The sequence below is a fragment of the Micromonospora sp. DT47 genome, from assembly GCF_049844475.1.
Classification (GTDB): domain Bacteria; phylum Actinomycetota; class Actinomycetes; order Mycobacteriales; family Micromonosporaceae; genus Micromonospora.
This window is the reverse complement of the sequence record NZ_JBNCLC010000021.1, coordinates 41,182-65,283: the sequence shown is the minus strand read 5'-3', so window position 1 is coordinate 65,283 and position 24,102 is coordinate 41,182. Positions and strand designations below refer to the sequence as shown.

Here is a 24,102-nt window from a genome sequence, read left to right as displayed (position 1 = left end):
TCCGCCCGACCCGATCCGAGGAGAGCTGATGAACAGGCGTGACATCCTGCGGCGTTCTGCCGCCGCCGGCCTGCTGGCCACCCCCGCCGCCGCGCTGCTCGGCGGCTGCGCCACCGGCGGTGGCGACGACAAGACCGAGGGCGGCACCTACCAGGGCACCAAGAGCGCGCAGAACCCGCTGGGCGTCAAGGAGGACGCGCCGCTCGAGGTGGTGATCTTCAGCGGCGGCTTCGGCGAGGAGTACGCCAAGTCCCACGAGGCGATGTACAAGGAGAAGTACCCCAAGGCAGAGATCAAGCACTCCGCCACCCAGGAGATCAGCAAGACCCTCCAGCCGCGCTTCGTCGACGGCACCCCGCCCGACGTGGTCAACAACTCCGGCGCCGGTCAGATCGACTTCAACGGACTGGTGTCCCAGAACGCCGTCGCCGACCTCGGCGAGCTGCTCGCCGCGCCGAGCCTCGACATCCCCGGCAAGACCGTCAAGGACACCCTGCTCCCCGGCGCGGTCGAGGTCGGCTCGTACGACGGCAAGTTCCTGGTGATGAACTACACCTACACCGTCTACGGCATCTGGCACTCCAGCAAGCTCTTCACCGAGCGCAACTGGGCGTACGCCAAGACCTGGGACGAGCACATCGCGCTCTGCAAGCAGATCAAGGCCGCCGGCATCGCCCCCTGGACGTACGCCGGCGCGCACCCCCGCTACATGAGCTGGCCGCTGATCGCCACCGCGATCAAATTCGGGGGGCCGTCGGTGGCCACCGCGATCGACAACCTGGAGCCGAACGCCTGGAAGTCCGACGCGATGAAGGCCGCCGCCGACGCGTGGCACCAGATCGTCAAGGACAAGTACATCCTCGACGGCTCGCCCGGGCTCGACCACAAGCAGTCGCAGACCGCCTGGTGCCAGGGCAAGGCCGCCTTCGTCTCCTGCGGCTCCTGGCTGGAGAGCGAGCAGAAGGACGTCACCCCGGCCGGGTTCAACATGACCCTCGCGCCGACGCCGAGCCTGGGCAGCGGCGACAAGCTGCCGTTCGAGGCGGTCCGCGGCACCGCCGGCGAGCCGTTCATGGTGCCGGCCAAGGCGAAGAACGTGGCCGGCGGTCTGGAGTTCTTCCGGACCATGCTGTCGAAGAAGGGCGCCCAGGACTTCACGAAAAAGGTCGCCAGCCTGACCGTGATCGCCGGCGCCACCGAGGGCGTGGAGCTGCCGCACGGGCTGAACACCGTGGTCAAGGCGCTGGAGGCCTCGGGCGACAACGGTTTCAACTGGGTCTACAACAACTACTACCGCAAGCTGGAGCGCAACCTCGTCGACGCCGCGTGCGGCGAGTTCTTCAGCGGCCGGAGCACCCCGGCGGAGTTCCTCGACCAGTGCCAGAAGGGCGCCGACTCGATCGCCCAGGACAGCTCGGTCAAGAAATACAAGCGGGCCGCGTGACACCCGGCCGGTGGGGGCGGGTCGACCCGTCCCCACCGGCCGCCGCCGGGAGATAGGTCCTCATCGTGAGACATGGCAAGTACCCGCTGATCGTCACCTTCCTGGCGCCGCCGGTGCTGCTCTACGTCGTCTTCGTCGTGTCGCCGTACCTGCAGGCGTTCCAGATCTCCAGCACCGACTGGCTGGGCTACTCGCCGGACGCCAACTTCGTCGGGCTGGAGAACTTCCGCGCGCTGTGGAACGACGAATACGTCTGGAACGCGTTGCAGAACAACGCGGTCATGCTCGTGCTGGTCCCGGTGGTGACCATCGTGCTCGGCCTCTTCTTCGCCAGCATGCTCGCCATGGGCGGCCGCAAGGGCCGAGCCGGGATCAGCGGCGTACGGGGGAGCGCGTTCTACCGTCCGGTCTACTTCTTCCCGCAGGTGCTCTCGGTCGTGGTCATCGCGCTGCTCTGGAAGGAGGTCTACCACCCGAACAAGGGACTGCTGACCAGCGCGCTGCACGGCGTCGGCCTGTCGTCGCCCACCTGGCTCGGTGACCCGAAGACCGCCTTCTGGTGCGTGCTGACGGTCATGATCTGGAGCAACGTCGGCTTCTACGTGGTGCTCTTCGGCGCGGCGATGTCGGCCATCCCGAAGGAGATCTACGAGGCGGTCATGCTCGACGGGGCGTCGCGGCTGACCACGCTGCGGAAGGTGACCATCCCGCTGTTGTGGGACACCGTCCAGGTAGCCTGGATCTACCTGGCGATCTTCGCGCTGGACGGCTTCATCCTCGTACAGCTGATGACCAACGGCGGACCGAACTTCTCGACCGACGTGATTGGCGTGCGGATGTACGACACCGCGTTCGGCAGTGAGACCAAGTTCGGGTACGCCTCGGCGATGGGTGTGGTCATGTTCTTCCTGACCCTCTCGGTGGCGGTGCTGGCACTGCGGACCAGCCGCCGTGAACGGATCGAGCTGTCGTGACGACTCTGGACAAGTCCACCCCCCCGACTGCGCGGACCGCCCCGGCCGCCACCCCCGCCGACCGCTCGGTACGCCGCGAGCTCGGCGTCGCCAACGTCTTCTCGCACGGATTCCTGCTGCTGTGGGGCGCGCTGACCGTGCTGCCGCTGGTCTGGATGTTCCTCAGCTCGTTCAAAAGCAACGGGGAGATCCTGGCTGACCCGTGGGGGCTCCCCGGCGAGCTGCGCTTCGACAACTGGGTCCGCGCCTGGACGGACGCGCACATCGGACGGTACTTCGTCAACAGCCTGGTGGTGGTGGCCGGGTCGGTCAGCCTGACCATGCTGATGGGCGCCACCGCCGCGTACGTCTTCGCCCGGTACGAGTTCCGCGGCAAGCAGGTCGTCTACTACCTGTTCGTGGGTGGGCTGATGTTCCCGGTCTTCCTCGCCCTGGTGCCGCTCTTCTTCGTGGTCCGCAACGCCGGCGTTCTGAACACCTGGACCGGGCTGATCCTGGTCTACGCGGCCTACTCGCTGCCGTTCACGGTCTTCTTCCTGACCGCGTTCTTCCGCACCCTGCCCACCTCGATTGCGGAGGCGGCGCTGGTCGACGGCTGCGGCCATTTCCGGCTCTTCTTCCGGGTGATGCTGCCGATGGCGCGTCCGGGGCTGATCAGCGTCGCCATCTTCAACTTCCTCAGCCACTGGAACCAGTTCCTGCTGCCACAGGTGCTGATGCAGGGTGACGAGTCGAAGTGGGTGCTCGCCCAGGGCCTCTTCGCCCTCTCGGTCAGCCAGGGCTACGCCGGGGACTACGCCCGGCTCTTCGCCGGACTGAGCATCGCGGTGCTCCCGGTGCTCGCGGTCTACGTGGCCTTCCAGCGTCAGGTGCAGTCCGGCCTCACCGCCGGCCAGCTCAAATGACCCGCGGCCGGCCCTGGCGGGCGGGGCAGCGACGCCGCTGACGCTCCTCTATGGTTGTCCGGCCCATTCACCGAAACGACGGGGACCTCATGTTCGTTCTCTACAGCGTCCTGCTGATGCTCAGCGGAATCGCGCTCGTGGTGCTTGGCGCCGCGTTCCGCGACCAGGGCACCGGCTCCCGGATCCTCAGCGTCGTGATCGGCGTCGCCTTCTTCGCCTACGGCTTCTACCTGCTGTTCCTCTTCCCCGGTGGCACGTACCAGCGCTTCTTCTACGCGTTCGTGGTGCCGATCCTGCTGATCGTCCGTGCGGTGAAGGCCCGCAAGGAGGCCAGGGAGCGGGCCGAGCAGCACCTGTCCGCCGGCGGCCCGCAGGGCGCCGCTCCGGGGGGCTACGGTGCCCCGGCGGGCTACGGCGCCCCGGCGGGTAACGGCGCTCCCACGCAGTCCGGTCAGTACGGCCACCCCGCCCCGCAGGGCCACCCGGCGCCGCAGGGTCAGTACGGCCACCCGGGCCACGCCTCGCAGGCGCATCCCGCCCACCCGCAGGGGCCGTACGGCCACCACGCCCCGCAGGGGCAGCCGGGCTACCCGGCGCCGCACGCGCAGCCTGGGTACCCCGCGCCGCCGCAGCACGGGCAGGGTTACCCGGCCTCGCCGCACCAGGGGCAGGGCTACCCCGCGCCGCAGGGGCAGCCGGGTCACCCGGCGCCGCCGCACGGCGGGCAGGGCTACCCGGCCTCCTGACGGCACGCGCGACGGCGGTGGCCGGACGTCCCGCAGGGGCGCCAGCCACCGCCTTTTCGGCCCCGACAGGGCGACCTCCGTGTCGGGTGGCACGGGCCGGGCGGTTTCGGCTCAGGTCGACGCCCTGCGCGGCTGGGGGAGCGGCTCCGCGCCGCGCCCACCGGTCGCCGATCTCCCCGACGGGATGCTGCGACGAACGCACGGGGCCGTCCGCGGCACTTGACCGGTAGGTAATCTCCTACCTGTTGTGGTCGGCATGACCGTCACCCATGTGCAGCTCCTCTCCGTGCCCGTCAGTGACCAGGACCGGGCCCGCGACTTCTACGTCGACGTCCTCGGCTTCGACCTGGTCCGGGACAACCCGATGGGCCCGGGCGGGCGCTGGGTCCAGGTGGCGCCGAAGGGCGCGGCGACCGGGCTCACGCTGGTCACCTGGTTCCCCACCATGCCGCCCGGCTCGCTCAAGGGCCTGGTGCTGGAGACCGACGACCTCGACGGCGACGTCGCCGCCCTGCGGGTCCGGGGTGTCGTCTTCGCCGACGGCGGCATCCAGGTCGCGCCCTGGGGGCGCTCCCGGGATGCGGGCCAGTGCGCCGCCCTTCAGGGCGGGGGTGAAGGCCCGCGCGGGAGGGCCGCCAGGCCCGAGCGTGCCGTTGACCTGACGCCCCATCGACCGTGGTAACGTCGCGTTCGTGCGAGGCGAAGGGTCATGCCGGAAGCCTCGAAGCGTCACGACGGACACAGCGTGACTGTCGCCGCAGGGCTTGCGGAGACGTAAAACGCCTGTGGAGTGTGGGTAAGACCGGAAGCGATTCCGGCACCGTGCGGTGAAGCAGGAACCCACCCGGGCGTTGCGCGTTCCGGCGCAGCGCGGAGGGAATCCCCGCCATTCATGGCGGTGGAGGATGTCAAGCCACCTTCGACGACCCGGACGGCAACGGCATCGTGCTGCAGTCGACCCGTGTCTGACGTCTTCGCGGCGCTCGCCAACCCGAGCCGGCGGGAGTTGCTGCGGCTGCTGCGGGAGCGCGGGGAGCAGCCGGTGCAGCGGCTGGCCGACCACTTCGACATGCGCCGTCCCCGCCTGTCGGAGCACCTCAAGGTGCTCAAGGACGCCGGCCTGGTGGTGGAGCAGCCGGTCGGCCGGCAACGGCTGTACTCGTTGCGGCCGGAGCCGCTGCGCGAGGTGGCCGACTGGCTCACCCCGTACGAACGGTTCTGGCGTGGCCGCCTGGCCGACCTGCGGGACGTCCTGGACGAGATGCCCGATGACTGATCACACCATCATCGCCGTCGACCAGTACCTGGCCCACTCTCCGGCGAAGGTGTGGCGGGCGTTGACCGATTCTGATCTGCTCGCCCGTTGGCTCATGCCGAACGACCTCGTCCCGCTGGTCGGTCGCCGGTTCACCCTCCGGACCACGCCCCGCGGGCAGGACTTCGACGGTGTCGTGCACGGTGAGGTGCTGGCGGTCGAGCCGCTCCGGCTGCTGCGGTGGAGCTGGCGCGGCGGCGGGCTGGACACCATGGTGACCTGGACGCTCGTCCCGGAGGGGCGCGGCACCCGGCTCTTCCTGGAACACGACGGCTTCGACCCGGACGATCCGGTGCAGCGGCGGACCTTCACGATCCTGGACGGCGGCTGGCGCTCGCACGTGTGGCGCCGGCTGGAGCGGGAGCTCGCCGACCCCTGACTCCGGGCCGGGTCGAAAGGCGGCCGTCAGGATCGAGCGCGATCGTGCGGGCTCAGGCCGCCTCCGGGACCAGCAGGGCGTGCAGCGCCACCGGGTCGGTCACCTCGGGCAGGTCCCGCGCCGCGAGCCAGGCGGCACCCGCCGCGCCGTCCCCGGCCGAACGCACCGCCGCGTCGGGCCACCGGCGGGCCGTCTCCGCCCGGACGGCGGCCGCGAGCGGGGTGTCCCCGGTGAGCAGGCCGCCGCCGAGCACGACCGGCGAGGTCGCCCCGGCCGGCCGGATCCGGGCGGCGCTCTCCACCAGGCTCGCGGCGGCCTCGCCGATCAGGCCGGTCGCCACCGGCTCGCCGTCGACCGCGCCGGCCACCACCAGCGGCGCCAGCCGGGCCAGCTCCACCGGGGGGCGCCGGGTCACCGCCTGGACCAGCGCGTCCGCGGTGTCCCGGGGGCGGGCCGCCACCTCGGCCGAGCCGAGCAGTTCGGTGAGTACCCGCCGCCCCAGCGGGCCGGGGTCGGCGCCCGCGTCCAGGGCGGCCAGCAGCCGGCGGACCGCCTCGCGGCCCAGCCAGAATCCGGAGCCGGTGTCGCCCAGCAGCCAGCCGTGACCGTCGGCGGTCCGGTCCAGCCGCAGGTCGCGTACCTGGGCCGCGATCGCGCCGGTGCCGGCGATCAGCACGGTGCCGTCCGGGGCGGCGGTGCCCGAGGCGTACCCGACGAGGGCGTCGCCGTGCACCGCGTACGGGCAGCGCAGCCCGGCCTGCGACCAGGCCCGGTCGAAGGCGGCCCGGCCGTGCGGATCGGCCAGCAGCCGGCCCGCCCCGGCCAGGCCGATGATGCCGGCGCGGACCCTCGTCGGGTCCACCCCGTGCAGCGCGCCGCGCAGGGCGGTCAGTAGTTCGGCGGCCGCCCGCTCGGCGCCGTGGCTGGTCGGGTTGCCGCCGCCGCCCCGGCCGGTGCCGAGGCGCTCGCCGGCCAGGGTGACCGCGACCGCCCGGGTGGACGTACCCCCGACGTCGAGACCGACCACGACGGTGTCGGACATCCTCACCAGACCTCCCGGGTGCGGCGCTGTGGGCGGTGTTCATGCTGGTCGGCCGCGTGCCGCCGGGCAAGATCGGCGGCCGGTGCGGCGGTGTGCGCCAGATAACAGTTTGAAAACTTCGCCCACGCCCTTGACAGGAGGGGCCCTTCAGTAAGAAATTTTACCACTAACAGTTAACACTCTTTGCGGAAAGGCGTTCCCCATGGTTGATCACGAGGTGGACACCCCCGCGGGGACCGCGGTGGTCGACGCCGACATGGTCGACCGGCGGGGCGCCGACGGGGTGCTGGCCAGGGTCCGGGCCGGGGCGGGGGAGCTGACGGGGGCGTTGCGCCGGGTCGCCGAGCACGTGCTCAGCGACCCGGAGGCGGCGGCCCGGGCGACCATCGTGGAGCTCGCCGAGCGCAGCGGCACCTCGCCCGCCACCATCACCCGGTTCTGCCGGGCGATGGGCTTCGACGGCTACGCCGACCTGCGGCTGGGCATCGCGTCGGAGACCGGCCGGGCCCGCTCGGCCGGCTGGACCGTCGACATCGGACGGGAGATCCAGCCCGGCGACCCCCTGGAACGGGTGCTCGACCAGATCATGGCCGCCGACACCCGGGCCATGCACGACACCGCGGCCCTGCTCGACCTCGCCGAGGTGGCACGGGCGGCGGCCGCCATCGCCGGCGCCAGCCGGGTGAACATCTTCGGCGCCAGCGGCAGCGCGCTGGTCGGCGCGGAGATGCAGTTCAGCCTGCACCGCATCGGGGTGGCCGCCTGGGCCTGGAGCGACGTGCACGAGGGGCTGGCCAGCGCCGCCCTGCTCGGCGCCGGGGACGTCGCGCTCGGCATCTCGCACACCGGGCAGACCCGGGAGACCATCGAGATGCTCGCCGAGGCGGGCAGCCGCGGCGCCACCACCGTGGCGCTGACCGGCTTCCCCCGCTCGCCGCTGGCCGAGCTGGCCGACATCGTGCTGCTCACCGCCAGCCAGGCCACCACCTTCCGGCCGGACGCGCTCTCCGCCCGGCACCCGCAGCTCGTCGTGCTCGACCTGCTCTACATCGCGGTCGCGCAGCGCACCCACGACCGCGCCCACGCGGCCTTCCGGCGTACCGCCCAGGCCGTCGACGGGCACAAGGCCGCGAAGGGGACCAGCTGATGATCAGTGCCCGGGGGTACGCGGACGCGGTTCGGCCGGTCCTCGACCGGCTGGTCGACACCCAATCCGACGCCATCGCCCACGCCGCCGATGCGATCGTGGCCAGCCTGCGCGCCGGCGGGGTGCTCCAGGCCTTCGGCGCCGGCCACTCCGAGGCGTTCGCCGCCGAGCTGGTGGCCCGGGCCGGCGGGCTGGTCCCGGCCAACCGGATCTCCCTGCACGACCTCGTGCTGCACGGCGACGCGCCCCGCGACGTGCTCGCCGACCCCAAGCTGGAACGTGATCCGGCCGTGGCCCACCAGCTCTACGCCCTCGCCGGGCCGCAGCCGCGGGACGCCTTCCTGGTCGCCTCCCAGTCCGGCATCAACGGCTCGGTGGTCGAGCTGGCGCTGCTGGTCAAGGAGCGCGGTCACCCGCTGATCGCGGTCACCTCGGTCGCGCACACCGCACGGGTCGCCCCGCGGCACCCGTCCGGACGCCGGCTCGCCGATCTCGCCGACGTCGTGCTGGACAACGGCGCGCCGTACGGCGACGCACTGCTGCCGCTCGAGGGCGGCGGCGCGGTCTGTGCGGTCTCCTCGGTCACCGCCGCGCTGTTGGCGCAGCTGCTGACCGCGGAGGTCGTACGACGGTTCCACCAGGCCGGAGAGGTACCCCCTATCTACCTCTCCGCCAACGTCCCCGGTGGGGACGAGCACAACCTCGCCCTCGAGTCGCGGTACGCCGGGCGTCTCCGGCGCACCGCCTGACCCGAACACCTCAAGGAGAGACGACGATGTCCGTTATCCCCGAGAACCTTGGCGACGTGAGCCGCCGGACCCTGCTGCGGCGGGCCGCCGCCGCGGGTCTCCTCGTCACCCCGGCGGCCGGCCTGCTCAGCGCCTGCGCCGGCAGCGAGCCGAGCAAGTCCGACGACAGCGGCGCCGGCAAGAGCAAGGACAACCCGTTCGGCGTCAAGGACGGCAGCGCCGTCAAGGTGGTCATCTTCAACGGTGGCCTCGGCGACCAGTGGGCCAAGGAAGACAAGGTCCTCTTCAACGCCAAGCACGCCAACGTCACGGTCAACATGAGCTCCACCCAGAAGATCAAGACCGAAGAGCAGCCCAAGATGGCCACCCAGCCGAGCGACGTGGTGATGAACTCCGGCGCCGACATGATGGACATCAGCACCCTGGTCAACGAGGGCGCGATCGAGCCGCTGGACGACCTGCTCACCGCCCCCACCTGGGACGGCGAGGGCACGGTGGCGGATTCGCTGCTGCCGGGCACCGTCTCCGACGGCACCTTCCAGGGCAAGTTCTACGTGGTCAACGTGGCCTACACGGTCTGGGGCAACTGGTACAACGGCGCGCTGTTTAGCAAGGAGGGCTGGGAGCCGCCGAAGACGTTCGACGACTTCTTCGCCCTCGCGCCGAAGATCAAGGCCAAGGGCATCGCTCCGTACGTGCACGACGCGGTGCACGGCTACTACCCCCGCTGGGCGCTGATGGCGACCATCTGGAAGTCCGCCGGCAAGCAGGTCGTGATCGACATCGACAACCTCAAGGAGAACGCCTGGAAGGCGGACGGCATCCTGCCCGCCCTGCAGGTGTGGGAGAGGATGGTCAAGGACAAGCTGCTGCTGCCGGGCAAGCTCGACCACACCCAGTCGCAGCAGGCCTGGCTCGACGGCAAGGCGGCGTTCATCCAGGTCGGCACCTGGCTGAAGAACGAGATGGCCGCGACCATCCCGCCGGGCTTCGAGATGAAGCTGTCGGACTACTGGGGTCTCGGCGCCAGCGACAAGGCGGCGAAGGACGTCTTCGCCGGCGCCGGCGAGGGCCTCGTGGTGCCGAGCAAGGCCCCGAACAAGGCGGCGGCGAAGGAGTTCCTGCGGGCCGTGCTCTCCAAGTCCGGCTCCGCCAAGTTCGCCGAGCTGACCAAGTCACTCGCCTCGACCAAGGGTTCCGGCGACAACGTCCAGGACTCCTCGCTGGTCACCGCCAACGAACTGATGAAGAACGCGCCGAAGGACCTGATCAAGACCAAGTTCTGGGACTTCTACGCCGACCTGGACAAGGAGAGCCAGAACCTGTCCGAGGAGCTGATGGCCGGCCGGCTCACCGCGCAGCAGTTCGTCGACAAGATGCAGGCGGCCGCCGACAAGGTCGCCAAGGACTCGTCGATCAAGAAGCAGACCCGTACCGCCTGACGGTGGAGTCGGACCAGCTGAGCCGAACGAGAGAGTGAGTGGAATGCGGCACGGTGTTGCGCGCTTCGTCACGGGCTTCCTGGCCCTGCCGGTCGGGCTCTACCTCCTCTACGTGGTGTGGCCCTTCGCCCAGGCGGCCGGGTACTCGCTGACCAACTGGGGAGGGTACTCCGACAAGCAGGAGTTCGTCGGGCTGGACAACTACGTCCGGCTGCTCTCCGACGAGCTGATCAGGAAGGCGTTCTGGCACAACGTCTTCTTCCTGATCACCGTGCCGCTGTTCACCATCGCACTGGCCCTGTTCCTCGCGTTCCTGCTCAACGTGGGCGGACGCGAGGACAGGGCCGGCATCCGGGGAGTCCTCGGCTCCGGCCTCTACAAAATCATCTTCTTCTTCCCGCAGGTGCTGTCGCTGGTGGTCATCGCCGTGATGTGGCAGCAGATCTACCGCACGGACGGCCAGGGGCTGATCAACAGCCTGCTCATCAAGATCGGGCTGGTCGATGCGGACAACCCGATCGCCTTCACCGCCGACCCGGAGCCGTTCCTCGGCGTACCGGCGGTGCTCTGGTGGCTGCTGCTCATCGCGGTGTGGAGCGGCGCCGGCTTCTACATGGTGCTCTTCTCGGCGGCGATGCAGTCGATCCCGAAGGACATCTACGAGGCCGCCATCCTCGACGGCGCGGGGCGGTTCCACACCTTCTTCCGGATCACGCTGCCGCTGCTGCGGGACACCATCTCCGTGGCCTGGGTCTACCTGGGCTTCATCGCGCTGGACATGTACGCCCTGGTCTTCGTGATGACGCCCAGCCAGGGCGGGCCGAACCACGCCAGCGAGATCTTCGCGTCGGTGCTCAACTTCACCGCGTTCCAGAAGGGCCAGTTCGGCTACGCCTGCGCGATGGGCGTGGCGCTGGCGATCTTCACGATCCTGCTGGCCGCGGCGCAGCTGAGGGTCACCCGTCGTGAGCGTATCGAGTACTGAGGAGGCTGGACGATGAGCACGGCGACACACGGTGGTCTGACCCGGCCAGACGGGACCCCGCCCAACCGACCGGCCGACGTACGACGATCGGAGTCCCGTGCCGGCGCGATCGGCGCGCGGATGTTCAATGGCTTCTCCCACGTGTTCCTGGTGGTCTGGGCCGTGATGGTGATCTACCCGCTGGTGTGGGTGGTGATGTCGGCGCTCAAGGACGACTCGGAGGTGATCCGCGAGCCGCTGTCACTCATCCCGGACCGCCTGCACTGGGACAACTTCGCCCGGGCCTGGGGGGAGGGGCACCTCGGCGCGTTCTTCCTGAACACCGTCCTGGTGCTGGTCGGCAGCGTCTTCCTGACCATGCTGCTCGGCTCGATGGCCGCCTACGTGCTGGCCCGCTACGAGTTCCGGGGCAACCGGCTGATCTACTACATGTTCCTGTCCGGGCTGACGCTGCCCATCTACCTCGCCGCCGTGCCGCTGTTCAAGGGCGTCTACAACATGGGCGTCGTCTTCCCGCTGCTGGGCCCGAACAAGCACCTCATGCTGATCGTCGTCTACGTCGCGTGGTCGCTGTCGTTCACGATCTTCTTCATGCACTCGTTCTTCAAGACGCTGCCGAACTCGATCGCCGAGGCGGCGATGGTCGACGGGGCGTCGCACACCCGGTTGTTCTTCAGCGTGATGCTGCCGATGTCCAAGCCGGGTCTGATCAGCATCGGGATCTTCAACGTGCTCGGCCAGTGGAACCAGTGGTACCTGCCGACCCTGCTCATGCAGTCCGTCGCGGGCGAGCCGAAGAACCAGGTCATCTCCCAGGGGCTGATCGAGCTCTCGGTCAACCAGGGCTACAAGTCCGACTGGTCCGGGCTCTTCGCCGGAGTGACCATGGCGATGCTGCCGGTGCTCATCGTCTACGTCGTCTTCCAGCGGCAGGTGCAGTCCGGCCTGACCGCCGGCGTCGGCAAGTAGGCGGTCGTCCCGCGCCGGCCCGGCGCGGGGCGCGGGCGAGGGAGTGTCGCAGGGACGAGGCAGAAACGCGTCCGTGCTGGTGGCGGTGGTGGTGGCGGACGATCGGGGCGGGGGAGCCAGCTGGAGCCCCGGGTGCCCGCCGCGGTCTCCGGATCAGTGGTGCCAGGACCGCCAGAGGGCGGCGTACGCCCCGCCCGCGCGGACGAGTTCGTCGTGGCTGCCGAGTTCGGTGATCCGGCCGTCCTCCAGGACGGCCACCCGGTCGGCGTCGTGCGCGGTGTTGAGCCGGTGCGCGATCGCGATGACGGTACGCCCGGTGAGAACGGCGGCCAGCGTCCGCTCGGTACGCCGGGCGGTGGTGGGATCGAGAGCGGCGGTCGCCTCGTCGAGGATCAGCGTGTGCGGGTCGGCGAGCACCAGTCGCGCCAGCGCGAGCTGCTGGGCCTCGGCCGCGCCGAGCTGACGGGCCCCGTCGCCGACCTGCGTGTCGAGGTAGTCAGGCAGGTCGGCGTACCAGTCGGCGCCCACGGTGGTCAGCGCGGACCGCATCTGGTCGTCGGAGGCGTCCGGGGCGGCGAAGGCGAGGTTGTCGCGCACTGAGCCGATGAAGACGTGGTGTTCCTGGGTGACCAGGGCGATCCGGCGGCGGCGCTCGGCCGGGTCCAGATCGGTGATCGGGCAGCCGCCGATGCTGACGACCCCGTGCCGTGGCGCGTCGATCCCGGCGAGCAGCCGGGCCAGGGTGGACTTCCCGGCCCCCGACGGGCCGACGATGGCCAGCCGCTCGCCGGGCCGCACCTCCAGGTCGATGCCGTGCAGGACGTCGCGGCCGCCGGCGTACGAGAACCGCGCGCCGCGCACGACCAGTCGCTCTCCCCGGGGCGCGGACGCCCTGCCGGGCGGCTCCGGCGGCACCTGGCCGACGCCGAGCACCCGGGCGAACGACGCGAAGCCGCGCTGCGCCTGCTCCGTCCATTGCAGAATCCGGTCCAGTGGTTCGATCGCCTGTTGCAGGTAGAGCGCGGCGGCGACCACTGCGCCGAGCGAGACCATCTCCCGGGAGAGCAGGTACCCGCCGACGAGCAGCACCGCGGCGATCGGTAGCGGATAGCTGGCCTCCACCACCGTGAAGAACACGCTACGCAGCGCGAGCGTCGCCCGTCGGGTGGCCCACACCCGGGCGATGCGTTCGGTGCCGTGCCCGATCCGGTCGTGGGTAAGGCGGAGCGCCTCGACGGTGCGGGCACCCTCGGCGGTGGCGGTGAGCGTCTCGGTCAGTTCGGCGGTGGCTGCGCCCTCGGCGAGGTACGCGGAGGTGGCCCGCCGCAGGTACCAGCGGGTCACGGCCCAGATCGACGGCAGTCCGGCCAGCGCTACCAGGCCGAGCAGAGGGTGCAGCAGGAAGATCGCGCCGAACAGCAGCGTCAGCTGCACCGAAGCGATGACGATGGTGGGCACCACGTCCCGGACGGTGGTCCCGACGGTCGACACGTCGACCGAGCTGCGGGTGGCCAGATCCCCGGAGCCAGCCCGCTCGACGACGGAGACGGGCAGGCCGAGCGTCCTGCGGACGAAGTCCTCGCGCAGTCGCGCGACGGCCCGCTCCCCGAACCGGTGGCCGGCGTACTGGGCGTACCGGGAGAGCAGTGCCTGCACCAGGACGAACCCGCCGATCGCCAGCGCCAGCCGGTCGACGGTGGCAACGCCCGCACCCGCGGAGACCTGGTCGATGATGCTGCCGAGCAGCCACGGCGGGGCGAGCCCGGCGATCGCGGCGGCCCCGTGCAGCGCCAGCACGATCAGGACCGCGCGCCGGTCCCGGTTGATCAGGTCCAGCGTCGCCCGGCGCACGGCGGTCCGGTCCGCCACCGGCAGCCGGCTCACGGATACGCCCCCTCGGCGTCGGCGGAGTCCTCGAGGTCGCGATCAGCGCTGTCCCGGGCGACCAGGAGCCGGTAGCCCTCGTCGTGTGCGAGCAGTTCGGTGTGGGTGCCGGTAGCGACGATCCGGCCCGCGTGCAGGTGCGCGACCGTGTCGGCGTGGCCGAGCAGCAGGGGCGACGTGGTGAGCACGATGGTGGTCCGCCCGGCCCGCGCGGTGCGCAGCCGCTCGGCGATCCGCGCCTCGGTGTGCGCGTCCACCGCCGACGTCGGGTCGATGAGGATCAGCACCTCCGGTTCGGCGAGCAGTGCCCGGGCCAGGCGTACCCGTTGGCGCTGGCCGCCGGAGAGCGTACGGGCCCGGGCGTCGATCGGGGTGTCGAGCCCGTCCGGCAGGGCGTCGGCGACGTCCTCGGCGGACGCGGCGCGCAGGGCCGCAGTGATTTCGTCGTCGGTCCCCGACCCGTCGCGGTCGTCGCGGCTTCCCTCCGGCGGGCGGTCGTCGGCGCGCCCTTGCCGGGTGCGGTCCTCGCGGCTCGCCGGCCGGGGGCGCAGGATGTCCCGCAGCGTCGAGGCGAAGAGGTACGAGTCGTGGTCGGCGACCAGGATCCGGGCCCGGACCTCGTCCAGCGCGATCCCTGTCAGCGGCACGTGGCCCCAGGTGACGTCGCTCACGACGTACCGTCCGAGCCGGTCGGCCAACGCGATGGCCTCGGCCGGGTCGTCAGCGGCGACGCCGGTCAGCCGGCCGACGCGGACGGTCAGTCCGGTCGCCGGGTCGTGCAGGTCGGCGGGGCGGTCCGGCGCGGACACGGACTCCGGCCGGCGGGCGTCGGGCACGGTCCCCGGGCCGCGGCCACCGGGTACGGTTCGCGGACCACCGACGTCGTTCGGGGTGAGGTTGAGCAGGGCGACGATCCGGCGGGCGGCGACCCGGCCCCGGATCAGCTGGTAGCTGCCCTCCAGCAGGAACCAGACCGGCACGATGAGGGTGGCCACGTATCCGTAGACGGCGACCATCTGCCCGATCGTGATGTCGCCGGTCGCCGCCATCCGGGCCGCGAGCCAGACCACGGCCGCGAGGAAGAGTCCCGGGATGGCGACCGTCAATGCGTCGATCCAGCTGTTGACGGCGCCGACCCGGTAGCCCTCGGCCAGCAGGCGCTGGGAGCGGTCGGCGTACCGGCGGGCGAACAGGCCGCGCCCGCCGACCCCGGCGAGCACCCGCAGCCCCGCCACGATGTCGCCGGCCCGGGTGGTGAGGATGCCCTGCTGCTGCCGGTAGACCGACTCGGCCCGTTCGAGGCGGCGCAGCAGCGGCCCGACGACCAGCGCGATCGCCGGCACGCCCAGCAGCACGCACAGCGCCAGGAAGGGGGAGACCGACCAGAGCATGACGGCGATGACCGCGTACGCGACGACCGCGCCCACCCCCGGGCCGGTCATCGTCAGCACCTGCGACGTGTAGCCGATGTCGGAGCCGCCGACGGTGGCCACCTCGCCCGCGGCGAGCCGGCGCGGCAGCACCGCGCCGATCCGGGACAGCTGGCGCAGCAGGACCGCCGCCGAGCGGGCCGTCGCGTCCTCCCGGACGAAGGTCATTGTGCGGTGCCGCATGATGCCCAGGTACGACAGCCCCGCTCCCGCGACGATGATCGCCGCGATCCAGAGCAGCAGGGCCCGGTCGTCGTGCGCGCGCAGCCCGTCGTCGACGGCGCGGGAGATCAGGTAGGGCCGGACCGACAGTCCGACCATCCACGCCGTGCCGAAGGCGCTGCCGCGCAGCACCCGCCAGGGCTGGCAGCGGACCAGCCACCAGATGTAGCGCAGCGGCCCCCTCGTGTCCGGGACCCCGGGCTCGGGATGGGGAATCTGCGGGGGCATCAGCCCACGCTACCGAGCGGGTCGACGATCTACTGACCCGTTTGCTGTCGGCTCGATCACCGGCTGCGGCGGGATCGCCCGGACGACGAGCGTTCGCTACCGGTCGGGTGGCCCTCGACCGGCACCGAGTGGGGCAGGGTGCGGGGCGTGCGGGTCGGCCGCTGTCGGAGGGGCGGGGCAGAATCGCATCCGTGCTGGTGGCGGTGGTGTCGGACGAGCGGGGCGGGGGAGTCCTGCAACCACTTGGCGGCGACGGCCGGCCGACTGGTCCGGCCGAGACGGTGGCCGACCTCGCCGCGGCGGTCGCCGGGCGGGAGGCCGCCGAGCACCCGCGCTGGGTCTGGGCGTCCGGGGCGGCGACCTACCCGGCGCTGCTGCGCGCCGGGGTGCGGCTGGAGCGCTGTCACGACGTCGAGCTGACCGAGGCGCTGCTGCTCGGGCACGCCGGCCGCTGGGGCGAGCCCCGATCGCTCGCCGCCGCCGTCGCCCGGCTCACCGGGGTCGCCGTGCCACCCGATCCGCCGCCCCGGCCGCCGGCGCCGCCCGGGCACGGCCAGGGCGCGCTCTTCGATGCCGTCCCCGGCCCGCCGGGTCCCGGCATCGAGGCGCTGACCCGGGTGTACGCCGACCAGCTCGCCCGGATCGCGGCGACGGAGCACCCGGGCCGGTTCCGGCTGCTGGTCGCCGCCGAGTCGGCCGGCGCGCTGATCGCGGTGGAGATGGCCGCCGCCGGCCTGCCCTGGCGCGCCGACGTGCACGACGCGATCCTCGGCGAGCTGCTCGGCGAGGCGTCCCCGGTCGGCGGGCCGCCCCGCCGGCTGGCCGAGCTGGCCGCCCGGATCGCCGACGCCTTCGGCGTACGCCAGGTGCACGCCGACTCTCCGGCGGAGCTGCTGCGGGCTTTCGCCCGGGCCGGGGTGGAGCTGCCCAACACCCGGGCCTGGGTGCTGCGCGGCGTCGACCATCCGGCGGTGCCGCTGGTGCTGGAATACAAGGAGCTCTACCGGATCTGGACGGCGCACGGCTGGGCCTGGCGGGACGCCTGGGTCCGTGACGGTCGGTTCCAGGCGGAGTACGTCCCCGGCGGGGTGGTCTCCGGCCGGTGGGCCACCCGGGGCGGCGGCGCGTTGCAGATCCCCAAGGTGATCCGGCGCGCGGTGGTGGCCGACCCGGGCTGGCGCCTCGTCGTCGCCGACGCCGGCCAGTTGGAGCCCCGGGTGCTCGCCGCGGTCTCCGGCGACGGCCGGCTCGCCGCAGCGGGCGGTGCCGGTGACCTCTACGCGGCGCTGGCCCGGGATGCCTTCGCCGGTGACCGGGCCCGGGCCAAGGTGGCCCTGCTCGGCGCGATGTACGGCCAGACCGGCGGGATGGCGGTGCCCGCCCTGGCGGTGCTCAAGCGCAGCTACCCGACCGCCTTCGGCTACGTGGAGGCGGCTGCCCGCGCGGGCGAGGCGGGCGGCTTGGTCCGCTCCTGGCTCGGGCGCACCTGCCCGCCCGGCACGGCCGGCTTCACCGACGGTGACGACGCCGGCGCCGATCCGGACGCCGGGGCCGACCCGCAGTCCCCACGGGCCCGGGCCGCCCGGTCCCGGGGCCGGTTCACCCGCAACTTCGTCATCCAGGCCACCGCCGCCGAGTGGGCCTCCACGCTGCTCGCCACGCTCCGCGGCGAACTGGCCGGCACCAACGCCGAGCTGGTCTTCTTCCAGCACGACGAGGTGATCGTGCACTGTCCGGCGGAGCAGGCCGAGGCGGTCGCCGAGGCGGTGACCAGGTCCGGGGCGCGGGCGTCCGCCCTGCTCTTCGGGGACACCCCGGTCCGCTTCCCGCTGGACCTGTCCATCGTCGACTGCTACGCCGACGCGGCATGAGGGCTCCGGCCGTCGGGATCATGCGGGCAGGTGCCCGCCCCCGGCATCGGGCAGCACCGCGATCAGGTTGAGGACCTCGGTGGCCCGTCGTCGGCCGAAGGCGTCGGTCAGGATGGCTAGTGAACCTCTCCTGACCGAGTGCGGCCCGCTGCTCGCGCAGCGCGTTGAATTCGAGAGCGGCGCCGCCGAGCGGTCCCGTCGGACGTCGGCCGGTCCACCGCACTGCGGTCTCAGGTGCGTCAATTATCCGTTTCGCCCCGACACTCATCGCCGTGCTGCTCGTTGCACCCGTTGTGCGTAGGAGGGGACGGAAGCGGCCACCTGCTGCGGCGGTTCCCGTCGACAGTGGAGGTGGCCCGCTGAATCGGATCGCAGGAATGATCATCGCAGCGGGCGGGGGACGTCGGATCGGCGGCCCCGAGGCGCTCCTGCACCAGGGGGAGAAGCCCCTGGTGAACCAGATGATCGACACGATGACCGAGGCGGGCTGCGAGCAGATCGTGGTCGTCCTGGGCGCGGCCGCCGACCAGGTACGGGAGACCACCGACCTGGCCCGGGCCACGGTGGTGGTCAACCGCGCCTGGGGGACCGGAGTCGGTTCCTCCATCCGGGCCGGCCTGGCCGCCCTCACCGACGAGGGGATCGAGGCGGTCGTGGTGGTCCCGGTGGACATGCCCGGCCTGACCGCCGCGGCGGTACGCCGGGTCGCCGCGCTGCCGTACCCGGACGTGCTGGTCTGCGCCACCTACGACGGGCTGCGCGGCTACCCGATGCTCTTCGGCCGCCGGCACTGGCCCGGCATCGCCACCCTGGCCAGTGCGGACGTCGGCGCGCGCCCGTACCTGCTGGCGCACAAGGACCAGATCGTCGACATCTCCTGCGACACGGTGGCCGACGGCAGCCGGGTGGACTCGCCGGAGCTGATGTTGCTCTACGGGCTGACCGTCCCGCCGCAACGGGTAGGCGTCTGAGGCGCCGGGTCCGCGGGCGCCGGCCCGTCAGGCCAGGTCGAACAGCGCGGCCGCGCTCTCCCAGCACACCGCCCGCAGCCAGTCGTCGCCCAGGTCGAGCCGGGCCAGCCCGGCCAGCTGCTCCGCGTACGGGTAGGGGATGTTCGGGAAGTCGCTGCCCAGCAGCACCTTGCCGGCCAGCCCCAGCTCCCGCAGCCGGGGCAGCTCGTCCGCCGGGAAGGGCATGAACCGGTCGAAGAACGAGGTGAACGCCATGGTGGTGTCCAGCCGCACCCGGTCGTACCGCTCGGCCAGGTCGAGGAAGGCGGCATAGTCGGGCGCGCCGAGGTGCGCCACCACGGCGGCCAGTCGCGGGTGCCGGGCCAGCAGCGCGGCGAACCCCTCCGGCCCGGTGTACGCCGTGCCGACCGGGGCGTGCCCGGCGTGCACCACCACCGGCACCCCCGCCTCGGTGAGCAGCCCCCACACCGGGTCCAGCGCGTGATCGGTCAGGGCGAAGCCGCCGACCTGGACGTGCACCTTGAACACCCGGGCGCCGGCGTCCAGTGCGTCGGTGACGTACCGGGTGGCCTCCGGCTCGGGGAAGAAGGTCGCCGAGGGCAGGCAGCCGGGCGTGGCGCGGGCGAAGTCCAGCGTCCAGCGGTTCAGTTCCGCCGCCATGCCGGGCTTGTGCGGGTACGCCAGCGCGCTGAACGCTCGTACCCCGAGCCGGCGCAGGTGGTCCACCCGTTCGGTGTCGCTCCACCGGTACCGGATCGGCCACTCGGTGCCGACCAGCGGCCCGGCCGCGTCGAAGTACGCCCAGACCCGGCGCAGCAGCCGGGGCGGCAGGAAGTGCACGTGCACGTCGGCCAGCCCGGGCAGGCCGAGTCGCCGCCAGAACGCGGGCACCTCGTCGTCGCTGGCCGGCACCGGCCCCGCGTCGGTCATACCTCGATGTTGAAGCGGTGCAGCACCGACGGCGCGACCAGCCCCACGGCGGCGAGCACCGAGATCACGGTGAGCGCGAGGCGCAGCACGACCACCTCCGTCTTGCTGCCGGTGCGCAGCGCGATGCCGTTGGGCAGGCCGACCATCGTCCACATCCGACGCTTGATCGGGATGGGCCAGAGGATCGGCACCCCGGCCTTGGTGATCATGTCGCCGAGGATGTGCGTGAAACAGCCCACGCCGACGGCCAGCCCGATCATCGGGTAGCCCCGGTCGCCGGGCAGGTTGGCGAAGGTGAACAAGGCGGCGGCGGCCGAGGCCAGGGTGACGATCACCCAGCCGGCCCGCTCGGCCCACTCGTCGAAGAGCCCGCGCAGGGCCAGACCGATCATGAAGAACAGGATGCTCACCACGGCCCACTTGCCGTATGCCGCGCAGAGCGTGGTGGTGCCCCAGCCGACCAGCGCGGTGAACGGCAGGGTGTGGGTCAGGGTCCGGTGGCCGTTGTTGCGGCGCGGGTCCCGGCTCAGCTTGGTGGCGTAGTAGACGCCGAGCGAGATCTTCTCGATCACCTCGGCGACGAAGAGCGAGAAGACGCCGAAGGTGCGGGCCACGGTCGCGCCGCCCTGGTTGCGGGTGACCTTGCCGGAGAGGTCGAGGTCGGGGAAGAGCGCGCCGCCGGCGCAGACCGCCGTGCCGACCGCCAGCGCCAGCGGCGACTGGTGGTAGTCGGCGAAGTGGTCCAGCGCCCAGGAACCGGCCAGCCACACCGCCGCGCCGGACAGCGCGTGCGACGGTCCCATCATCTCGCCTCGCCCTCCCCTGGTTCTTGATCGACAAAGCTACGCCACTGTGTCAGAGCCGCCGCCGAGGGGCAACCACCCGGACGGCCCACAAAGGAGGGTGTCAGACGGTGACCCGGAAGCTCTGCCGGATCATCAGGAAGTATGTCGCGTTGACCTGCCAGTCGCTCGTTTGTCAGCCACGAGACGGTGTACGCCCGGCCCGGTGCGACGGTCAGGATCGGCCGCGCGGTGCCCGGCGCGGCTCAGCCGGCGGCGCCGTCCATCGGCAGCAGGTTGCCCTCGGGGATGGTGATCCGGGTCCGTCCGCCGGCCAGCTGGGCGGCGGCCCGCCGGGCCTGGAACGTGCCGTGCTCCCGGCGCGCGGTGGCGTAGACACCTCCGGTACGGGCGGCGACGGTCGCCCAGCCGTACCGCTCGCTGACCATGGTGCGGGCCCGGCGGGCCACCCGGCGGGCGAAGACCTCGTTGCCGAGGAGCTGGCCGACCGCGCCGGCGAGGGCGTCCGGGTCGCTGTGCGGGAAGGTCACCCCGGTGACACCCGGCTCGACGATCTCGGCCAGCCCGCCGGTGCGGGCCACCGCCAGCGGCGCCCCGGCCGCCGCCGCCTCCAGCGCGATCATGCCGAACGGCTCGTAGAGGCTGGGCACCACGGTCGCGTCGGTGGCGGCGAGCACGGCGGGGAGCTGGGTGGAGTCCATGAAGCCGGCGAAGCGGATCGTGTCGCCGAGGTGCAGCCGCCGCGCCTCCGCCTGGAGCTGCTCCTTGTACGGCCCGTCGCCGGCGATCACCACCCGCAGCCCCGGGTGCCGCTGGCGCAGGTGTGGCACGGCGTGCACCAGGTGCTGGACGCCCTTCTCGTAGACCAGCCGGCCGGCGTACCCGACCAGCGGGCCGTCCCCGGCGAACCGGGCGCGGGCCGAGGCGACCGCGCGCGGGCGGGCGTGCCAGGCCCGGCGGTCGACCCCGTTGGGCACCACATCGACCCGGGCGGCCGGCACGTCGAAGAGCCGGGTCACCTGCTCGCGCATGTAGCCGGAGCAGGCGATCACCCGGGCCGAGGCGTCGCTGATCCAGTGCTCGACGCCGTGGATGGTGCGGTTCATCTCCTCCGGCAGCCAGCCCTGGTGCCGTCCGGCCTCGGTGGCGTGGATGGTGGTGACCAGGGGCAGGTCCAGGTGCTCGGCGAGGGTGACCGCGGTGTGCGCGACCAGCCAGTCGTGGGCGTGGATGACGTCGTGGTCGCCGGACTCGGCGGCGCGCAGCGCGGTCCGGGTCAGGGTGTGGTTGAAGGCCATCGTCCAGGCCAGCAGCGAGCCGGTCGCCAGCGGGAAGGTCACCGGGTCCTCGGGCGCCCGCAGGATCCGCACGCCGTCGGCGTACTCCTCCAGGGGCGCGCCGTCGGCGTGCCGGGTGACCACGGTGACCTCGTGACCGGCGGCGGCCAGGGCGACGGAGAGGGCGTGCACGTGCCGGCCGAGTCCCCCCACGAGCACGGGTGGGTATTCCCAGGAGAGGATCAGCACCCGCTGGTGCCGGGCGGGGTGGATGTCGATCACGTCGGCGTCAGGTGACATGCATGCCCCCTTTGAGTTGTGTCCTGGGCGCACGGTGCTCGACACCCGTGGAGGGTGCCACCGTCGCGCCCGGGGTCGTGGCCAATCCTGCCCGTGGCCGGATAACCAGCGAAGACACCCTCGTTGCCGGTGTGTAACGCGTCCCTAGCGGATCCTCCGGACGCGCAGCAGCTCGGCGACCGACCAGGCCTGGAACGGGCAGCCGGTGGCGACGTGCGGCGCGGTGCCGTCGGCCGTCTCGCTGACCGATCCTAGGCCATATTCCCCCAAATGGCCCTCAAGTCCGATAAAAAGGTCATCGGTCGGCAGGCCGGCCTTCCGGTACGCCTCGACGAACGGCCCGACCAGCCAGGGCCAGACGGTCCCCTGGTGGTAGGCGCTGTCCCGCTCCGCCGGCCCGCCCCGGTGCCGCTCGACGAAGCCGGGCGAGTCGGGGGAGAGGCTGCGCGGCCCGAGCGGGGTGAACAGCCCGGCCGCCACCCGGCGCAGCGCCGCCGGGTCTGGCTCCAGCGGGGCGTACGGCAGCGACCAGGCCAGCAGCTGGTTGGGGCGGAGCAGGTCGTCGTCGTGGTACGCCGCCCCGCCCAGCGGGTACGCCGGGGCGGGCGCGTCCACCACGTCGTGCAGCCAGCCGGTCGGCGCCGGGAACCGCTTGCGGAAGGCGTCCCGCGCCCGGTCGTGCAGCCGCCACAGTTCGGTGGCGTCCCGCCCGGCCAGCTCGGTCAGCTCGGCCAGACCGGCCAGCCCGTTGACCCAGAGCGCGTTGACCTCCACCGGCTTGCCGGTGCGCGGGGTGACCGGCACCCCGTACACCCGGGCGTCCATCCAGGTCAGCGCGGTGCCCGGGGTGCCGCCCTGGGTGATCAACCCGTCGGCCGGGTCGACCGCGATGCCGTACCGGATGCCGGCCAGGTGCGCCTGCACCACCGCGTGCAGCGCCGGCAGCAGCTCGGCGCCGAGGTCGGTGTCGCCGGTGACCGTCACGTGCCGGCTCACCGCGTGCAGGAACCACAGCGTCGCGTCGACCGTGTTGTACTCCACCCGGCCGGTGTCGGCGGTGTTCGCCAGCATCCCCTCCGACAGCGTCCGCGCGTACGACCGCAGCAGCTCGCGCCCCTCGTCGGCGCGATTGGTGCAGAGGAACAGCCCCTCGTACGAGGTCATGGTGTCCCGCGACCAGGCGCCGAACCAGGGGTAGCCGGCCACCACGTCCGGCCCGGCCCCGGTGCGCACCACGAACGCGTCGGCGGCCAGGGTCAGCGTGGCCTCGACCGGGTCGGCCGGCCTCGCCGCCGCCACCACCGCCCGGTGCCGCCGCCGGGCCGCCGCGACCACCTCGGTCGCCGGAGGGGGCGCGTCGGCCAGGTCGCCGGCCCAGGCCAGCACCGCGACGGTGTCGCCCGGGCGGTCCAGGGCGCCGGCGAAGCGGCCGGCGTACCAGAGATCCTCCTCCGGGTGCAGCCCGCGCGCGGCCTCCTCGCGGTGGTGCACGCCCAGCCACCACTGCCCCTCGGGCGTCCAGTCCGGGCCGGCGAGCCGGAACGCGCCGTCGACCACCGCGCCGCCGTCCACCGGCTCCATCCGCGGCGCCGGGCCGTTCGCGCGGCGCTCGCCGTGCGCGTCCCGCCAGGTGCAGGCCGCCGAGAGCTGCAGCCGGACCGGACCGCCGGCGATCAGCCGGTGCACCACCGCCACGGCGGAGCGGCCGTGCGTCATGGCCAGCTCCCGCTCGATCACCACGTCGCCGATCCGCCACCGCCAGCGCGGCAGGCCGTCGACCAGGTCGAAGCGCTCCAGCAGCTCGTAGCCGCGCGGGTCGACGACGCCGGCGGACCACTCGTGCGCGCCGAGCCGGACCGTGGCCCCCGAGGGAAGCGTCACCGCCGGGTCCAGGCTGACCAGGCCCACCGTCCGGGCGGCCGTCGTCTCGCCGGACACCACCAGCAGCCCGTGGTAGCGCCGGGTGCGCAGCCCGCTGACGGTGCCCGTGGCGTACCCGCCGAGGCCGTCGGTGACCAGCCACTCCCGGGTCGCCCCGGGGGCCAGTTCGGCGCAGACCTGCGGACCGAAACCGATCTCGATCAACTAC

The 24,102-nt window shown here is 72.4% G+C and carries 21 protein-coding genes; 14 read left to right on the top strand and 7 right to left on the bottom strand.

Translation table 11 applies throughout. The features are described 5' to 3' along the window. Positions 1–28 precede the first annotated feature (28 nt). The 7 genes from ngcE (ACLQ2U_RS25390) (at position 29) to ACLQ2U_RS25360 (ending at position 5,763) form a co-directional block, all read left to right on the top strand. Positions 29–1,444 carry an N-acetylglucosamine/diacetylchitobiose ABC transporter substrate-binding protein gene (ngcE, locus tag ACLQ2U_RS25390; protein ID WP_425753286.1) on the top strand — a complete coding sequence of 472 codons (1,416 nt, stop codon included), beginning with the start codon at positions 29–31 and terminating at the stop codon, positions 1,442–1,444. 65 nt (positions 1,445–1,509) lie between these two features. Continuing rightward, a complete protein-coding gene (locus tag ACLQ2U_RS25385; protein WP_425753285.1) occupies positions 1,510–2,418 on the top strand; it encodes a carbohydrate ABC transporter permease in 909 nt (302 codons plus the stop codon). Then, entirely contained in the window at positions 2,415–3,323 is a 909-nt protein-coding gene (locus ACLQ2U_RS25380) for a carbohydrate ABC transporter permease (RefSeq protein ID WP_425753283.1), read from the top strand. The genes ACLQ2U_RS25385 and ACLQ2U_RS25380 overlap by 4 nt, the downstream gene beginning before the upstream one ends. 89 nt (positions 3,324–3,412) lie before the next feature. Beyond that, entirely contained in the window at positions 3,413–4,069 is a 657-nt protein-coding gene (locus ACLQ2U_RS25375; RefSeq protein WP_425753282.1) for a hypothetical protein, read from the top strand. A gap of 256 nt (positions 4,070–4,325) precedes the next feature. Beyond that, on the top strand, positions 4,326–4,751 hold the full coding sequence (locus ACLQ2U_RS25370; protein WP_425753281.1) for a VOC family protein: 426 nt from the start codon (positions 4,326–4,328) through the stop codon (positions 4,749–4,751). A 279-nt stretch (positions 4,752–5,030) separates the two neighbouring features. Further along, a complete protein-coding gene (locus tag ACLQ2U_RS25365) occupies positions 5,031–5,345 on the top strand; it encodes an ArsR/SmtB family transcription factor (RefSeq protein WP_425753280.1) in 315 nt (104 codons plus the stop codon). Then, positions 5,338–5,763 (top strand): SRPBCC family protein, encoded by a 426-nt coding sequence (locus ACLQ2U_RS25360; RefSeq protein WP_425753279.1) that lies wholly within the window; start codon positions 5,338–5,340, stop codon positions 5,761–5,763. The genes ACLQ2U_RS25365 and ACLQ2U_RS25360 overlap by 8 nt, the downstream gene beginning before the upstream one ends. Positions 5,764–5,815: 52 nt before the next feature. Here ACLQ2U_RS25360 and ACLQ2U_RS25355 read toward each other — a convergent pair whose 3' ends face one another. Beyond that, entirely contained in the window at positions 5,816–6,805 is a 990-nt protein-coding gene (locus ACLQ2U_RS25355; protein WP_425753277.1) for an N-acetylglucosamine kinase, read from the bottom strand. 202 nt (positions 6,806–7,007) lie between these two features. Here ACLQ2U_RS25355 and ACLQ2U_RS25350 point away from each other — a divergent pair, with 202 nt between their 5' ends. The 5 genes from ACLQ2U_RS25350 to ACLQ2U_RS25330 are packed head-to-tail and all read left to right on the top strand — an operon-like array spanning position 7,008 to position 12,097. Further along, positions 7,008–7,952 (top strand): MurR/RpiR family transcriptional regulator, encoded by a 945-nt coding sequence (locus ACLQ2U_RS25350; RefSeq protein WP_425753276.1) that lies wholly within the window; start codon positions 7,008–7,010, stop codon positions 7,950–7,952. Continuing rightward, positions 7,952–8,701, top strand: a complete 750-nt coding sequence (locus ACLQ2U_RS25345) for a sugar isomerase domain-containing protein (protein ID WP_425753275.1) — start codon at positions 7,952–7,954, stop codon at positions 8,699–8,701. Before ACLQ2U_RS25350 ends, ACLQ2U_RS25345 begins: the two co-directional genes overlap by 1 nt. A 26-nt stretch (positions 8,702–8,727) precedes the next feature. Beyond that, complete coding sequence (gene ngcE / locus ACLQ2U_RS25340) at positions 8,728–10,143, top strand: N-acetylglucosamine/diacetylchitobiose ABC transporter substrate-binding protein (protein WP_425753274.1); 1,416 nt, start codon at positions 8,728–8,730, stop codon at positions 10,141–10,143. Between the two features lie 43 nt (positions 10,144–10,186). Further along, positions 10,187–11,128 carry a carbohydrate ABC transporter permease gene (locus ACLQ2U_RS25335; protein WP_425753273.1) on the top strand — a complete coding sequence of 314 codons (942 nt, stop codon included), beginning with the start codon at positions 10,187–10,189 and terminating at the stop codon, positions 11,126–11,128. Between the two features lie 12 nt (positions 11,129–11,140). Further along, positions 11,141–12,097, top strand: coding sequence for a carbohydrate ABC transporter permease (locus ACLQ2U_RS25330; protein ID WP_425753272.1), 957 nt, complete (start codon positions 11,141–11,143; stop codon positions 12,095–12,097). Between the two features lie 153 nt (positions 12,098–12,250). Here the strand turns inward: ACLQ2U_RS25330 and ACLQ2U_RS25325 are convergent, their stop codons facing one another. Both ACLQ2U_RS25325 and ACLQ2U_RS25320 read right to left on the bottom strand, forming a co-directional pair. Beyond that, positions 12,251–13,981 carry an ABC transporter ATP-binding protein gene (locus ACLQ2U_RS25325; RefSeq protein WP_425753271.1) on the bottom strand — a complete coding sequence of 577 codons (1,731 nt, stop codon included), beginning with the start codon at positions 13,979–13,981 and terminating at the stop codon, positions 12,251–12,253. Next, on the bottom strand, positions 13,978–15,861 hold the full coding sequence (locus tag ACLQ2U_RS25320; protein ID WP_425753270.1) for an ABC transporter ATP-binding protein: 1,884 nt from the start codon (positions 15,859–15,861) through the stop codon (positions 13,978–13,980). Before ACLQ2U_RS25320 ends, ACLQ2U_RS25325 begins: the two co-directional genes overlap by 4 nt. Positions 15,862–16,022: 161 nt before the next feature. Between ACLQ2U_RS25320 and ACLQ2U_RS25315 the strand changes: the two genes are divergently transcribed. Together ACLQ2U_RS25315 and ACLQ2U_RS25310 are read left to right on the top strand one after the other, a co-directional pair. Continuing rightward, complete coding sequence (locus ACLQ2U_RS25315; RefSeq protein WP_425753356.1) at positions 16,023–17,732, top strand: bifunctional 3'-5' exonuclease/DNA polymerase; 1,710 nt, start codon at positions 16,023–16,025, stop codon at positions 17,730–17,732. 377 nt (positions 17,733–18,109) lie between these two features. After that, positions 18,110–18,703 carry a nucleotidyltransferase family protein gene (locus ACLQ2U_RS25310; RefSeq protein ID WP_425753269.1) on the top strand — a complete coding sequence of 198 codons (594 nt, stop codon included), beginning with the start codon at positions 18,110–18,112 and terminating at the stop codon, positions 18,701–18,703. Between the two features lie 27 nt (positions 18,704–18,730). Here the strand turns inward: ACLQ2U_RS25310 and ACLQ2U_RS25305 are convergent, their stop codons facing one another. The 4 genes from ACLQ2U_RS25305 to ACLQ2U_RS25290 all read right to left on the bottom strand — a co-directional run bounded on the left by ACLQ2U_RS25305 (position 18,731) and on the right by ACLQ2U_RS25290 (position 24,098). Next, entirely contained in the window at positions 18,731–19,633 is a 903-nt protein-coding gene (locus tag ACLQ2U_RS25305) for an amidohydrolase family protein (protein ID WP_425753267.1), read from the bottom strand. Next, positions 19,630–20,439 carry a metal-dependent hydrolase gene (locus tag ACLQ2U_RS25300; RefSeq protein WP_425753266.1) on the bottom strand — a complete coding sequence of 270 codons (810 nt, stop codon included), beginning with the start codon at positions 20,437–20,439 and terminating at the stop codon, positions 19,630–19,632. Before ACLQ2U_RS25300 ends, ACLQ2U_RS25305 begins: the two co-directional genes overlap by 4 nt. Before the next feature lie 242 nt (positions 20,440–20,681). After that, the gene (locus tag ACLQ2U_RS25295; protein WP_425753265.1) at positions 20,682–22,013 is read right to left on the bottom strand and encodes a glycosyltransferase family 4 protein; all 1,332 of its coding nucleotides are present in this window, start codon (positions 22,011–22,013) and stop codon (positions 20,682–20,684) included. 144 nt (positions 22,014–22,157) lie between these two features. Next, a complete protein-coding gene (locus ACLQ2U_RS25290; RefSeq protein ID WP_425753264.1) occupies positions 22,158–24,098 on the bottom strand; it encodes an amylo-alpha-1,6-glucosidase in 1,941 nt (646 codons plus the stop codon). Positions 24,099–24,102: the final 4 nt, after the last annotated feature.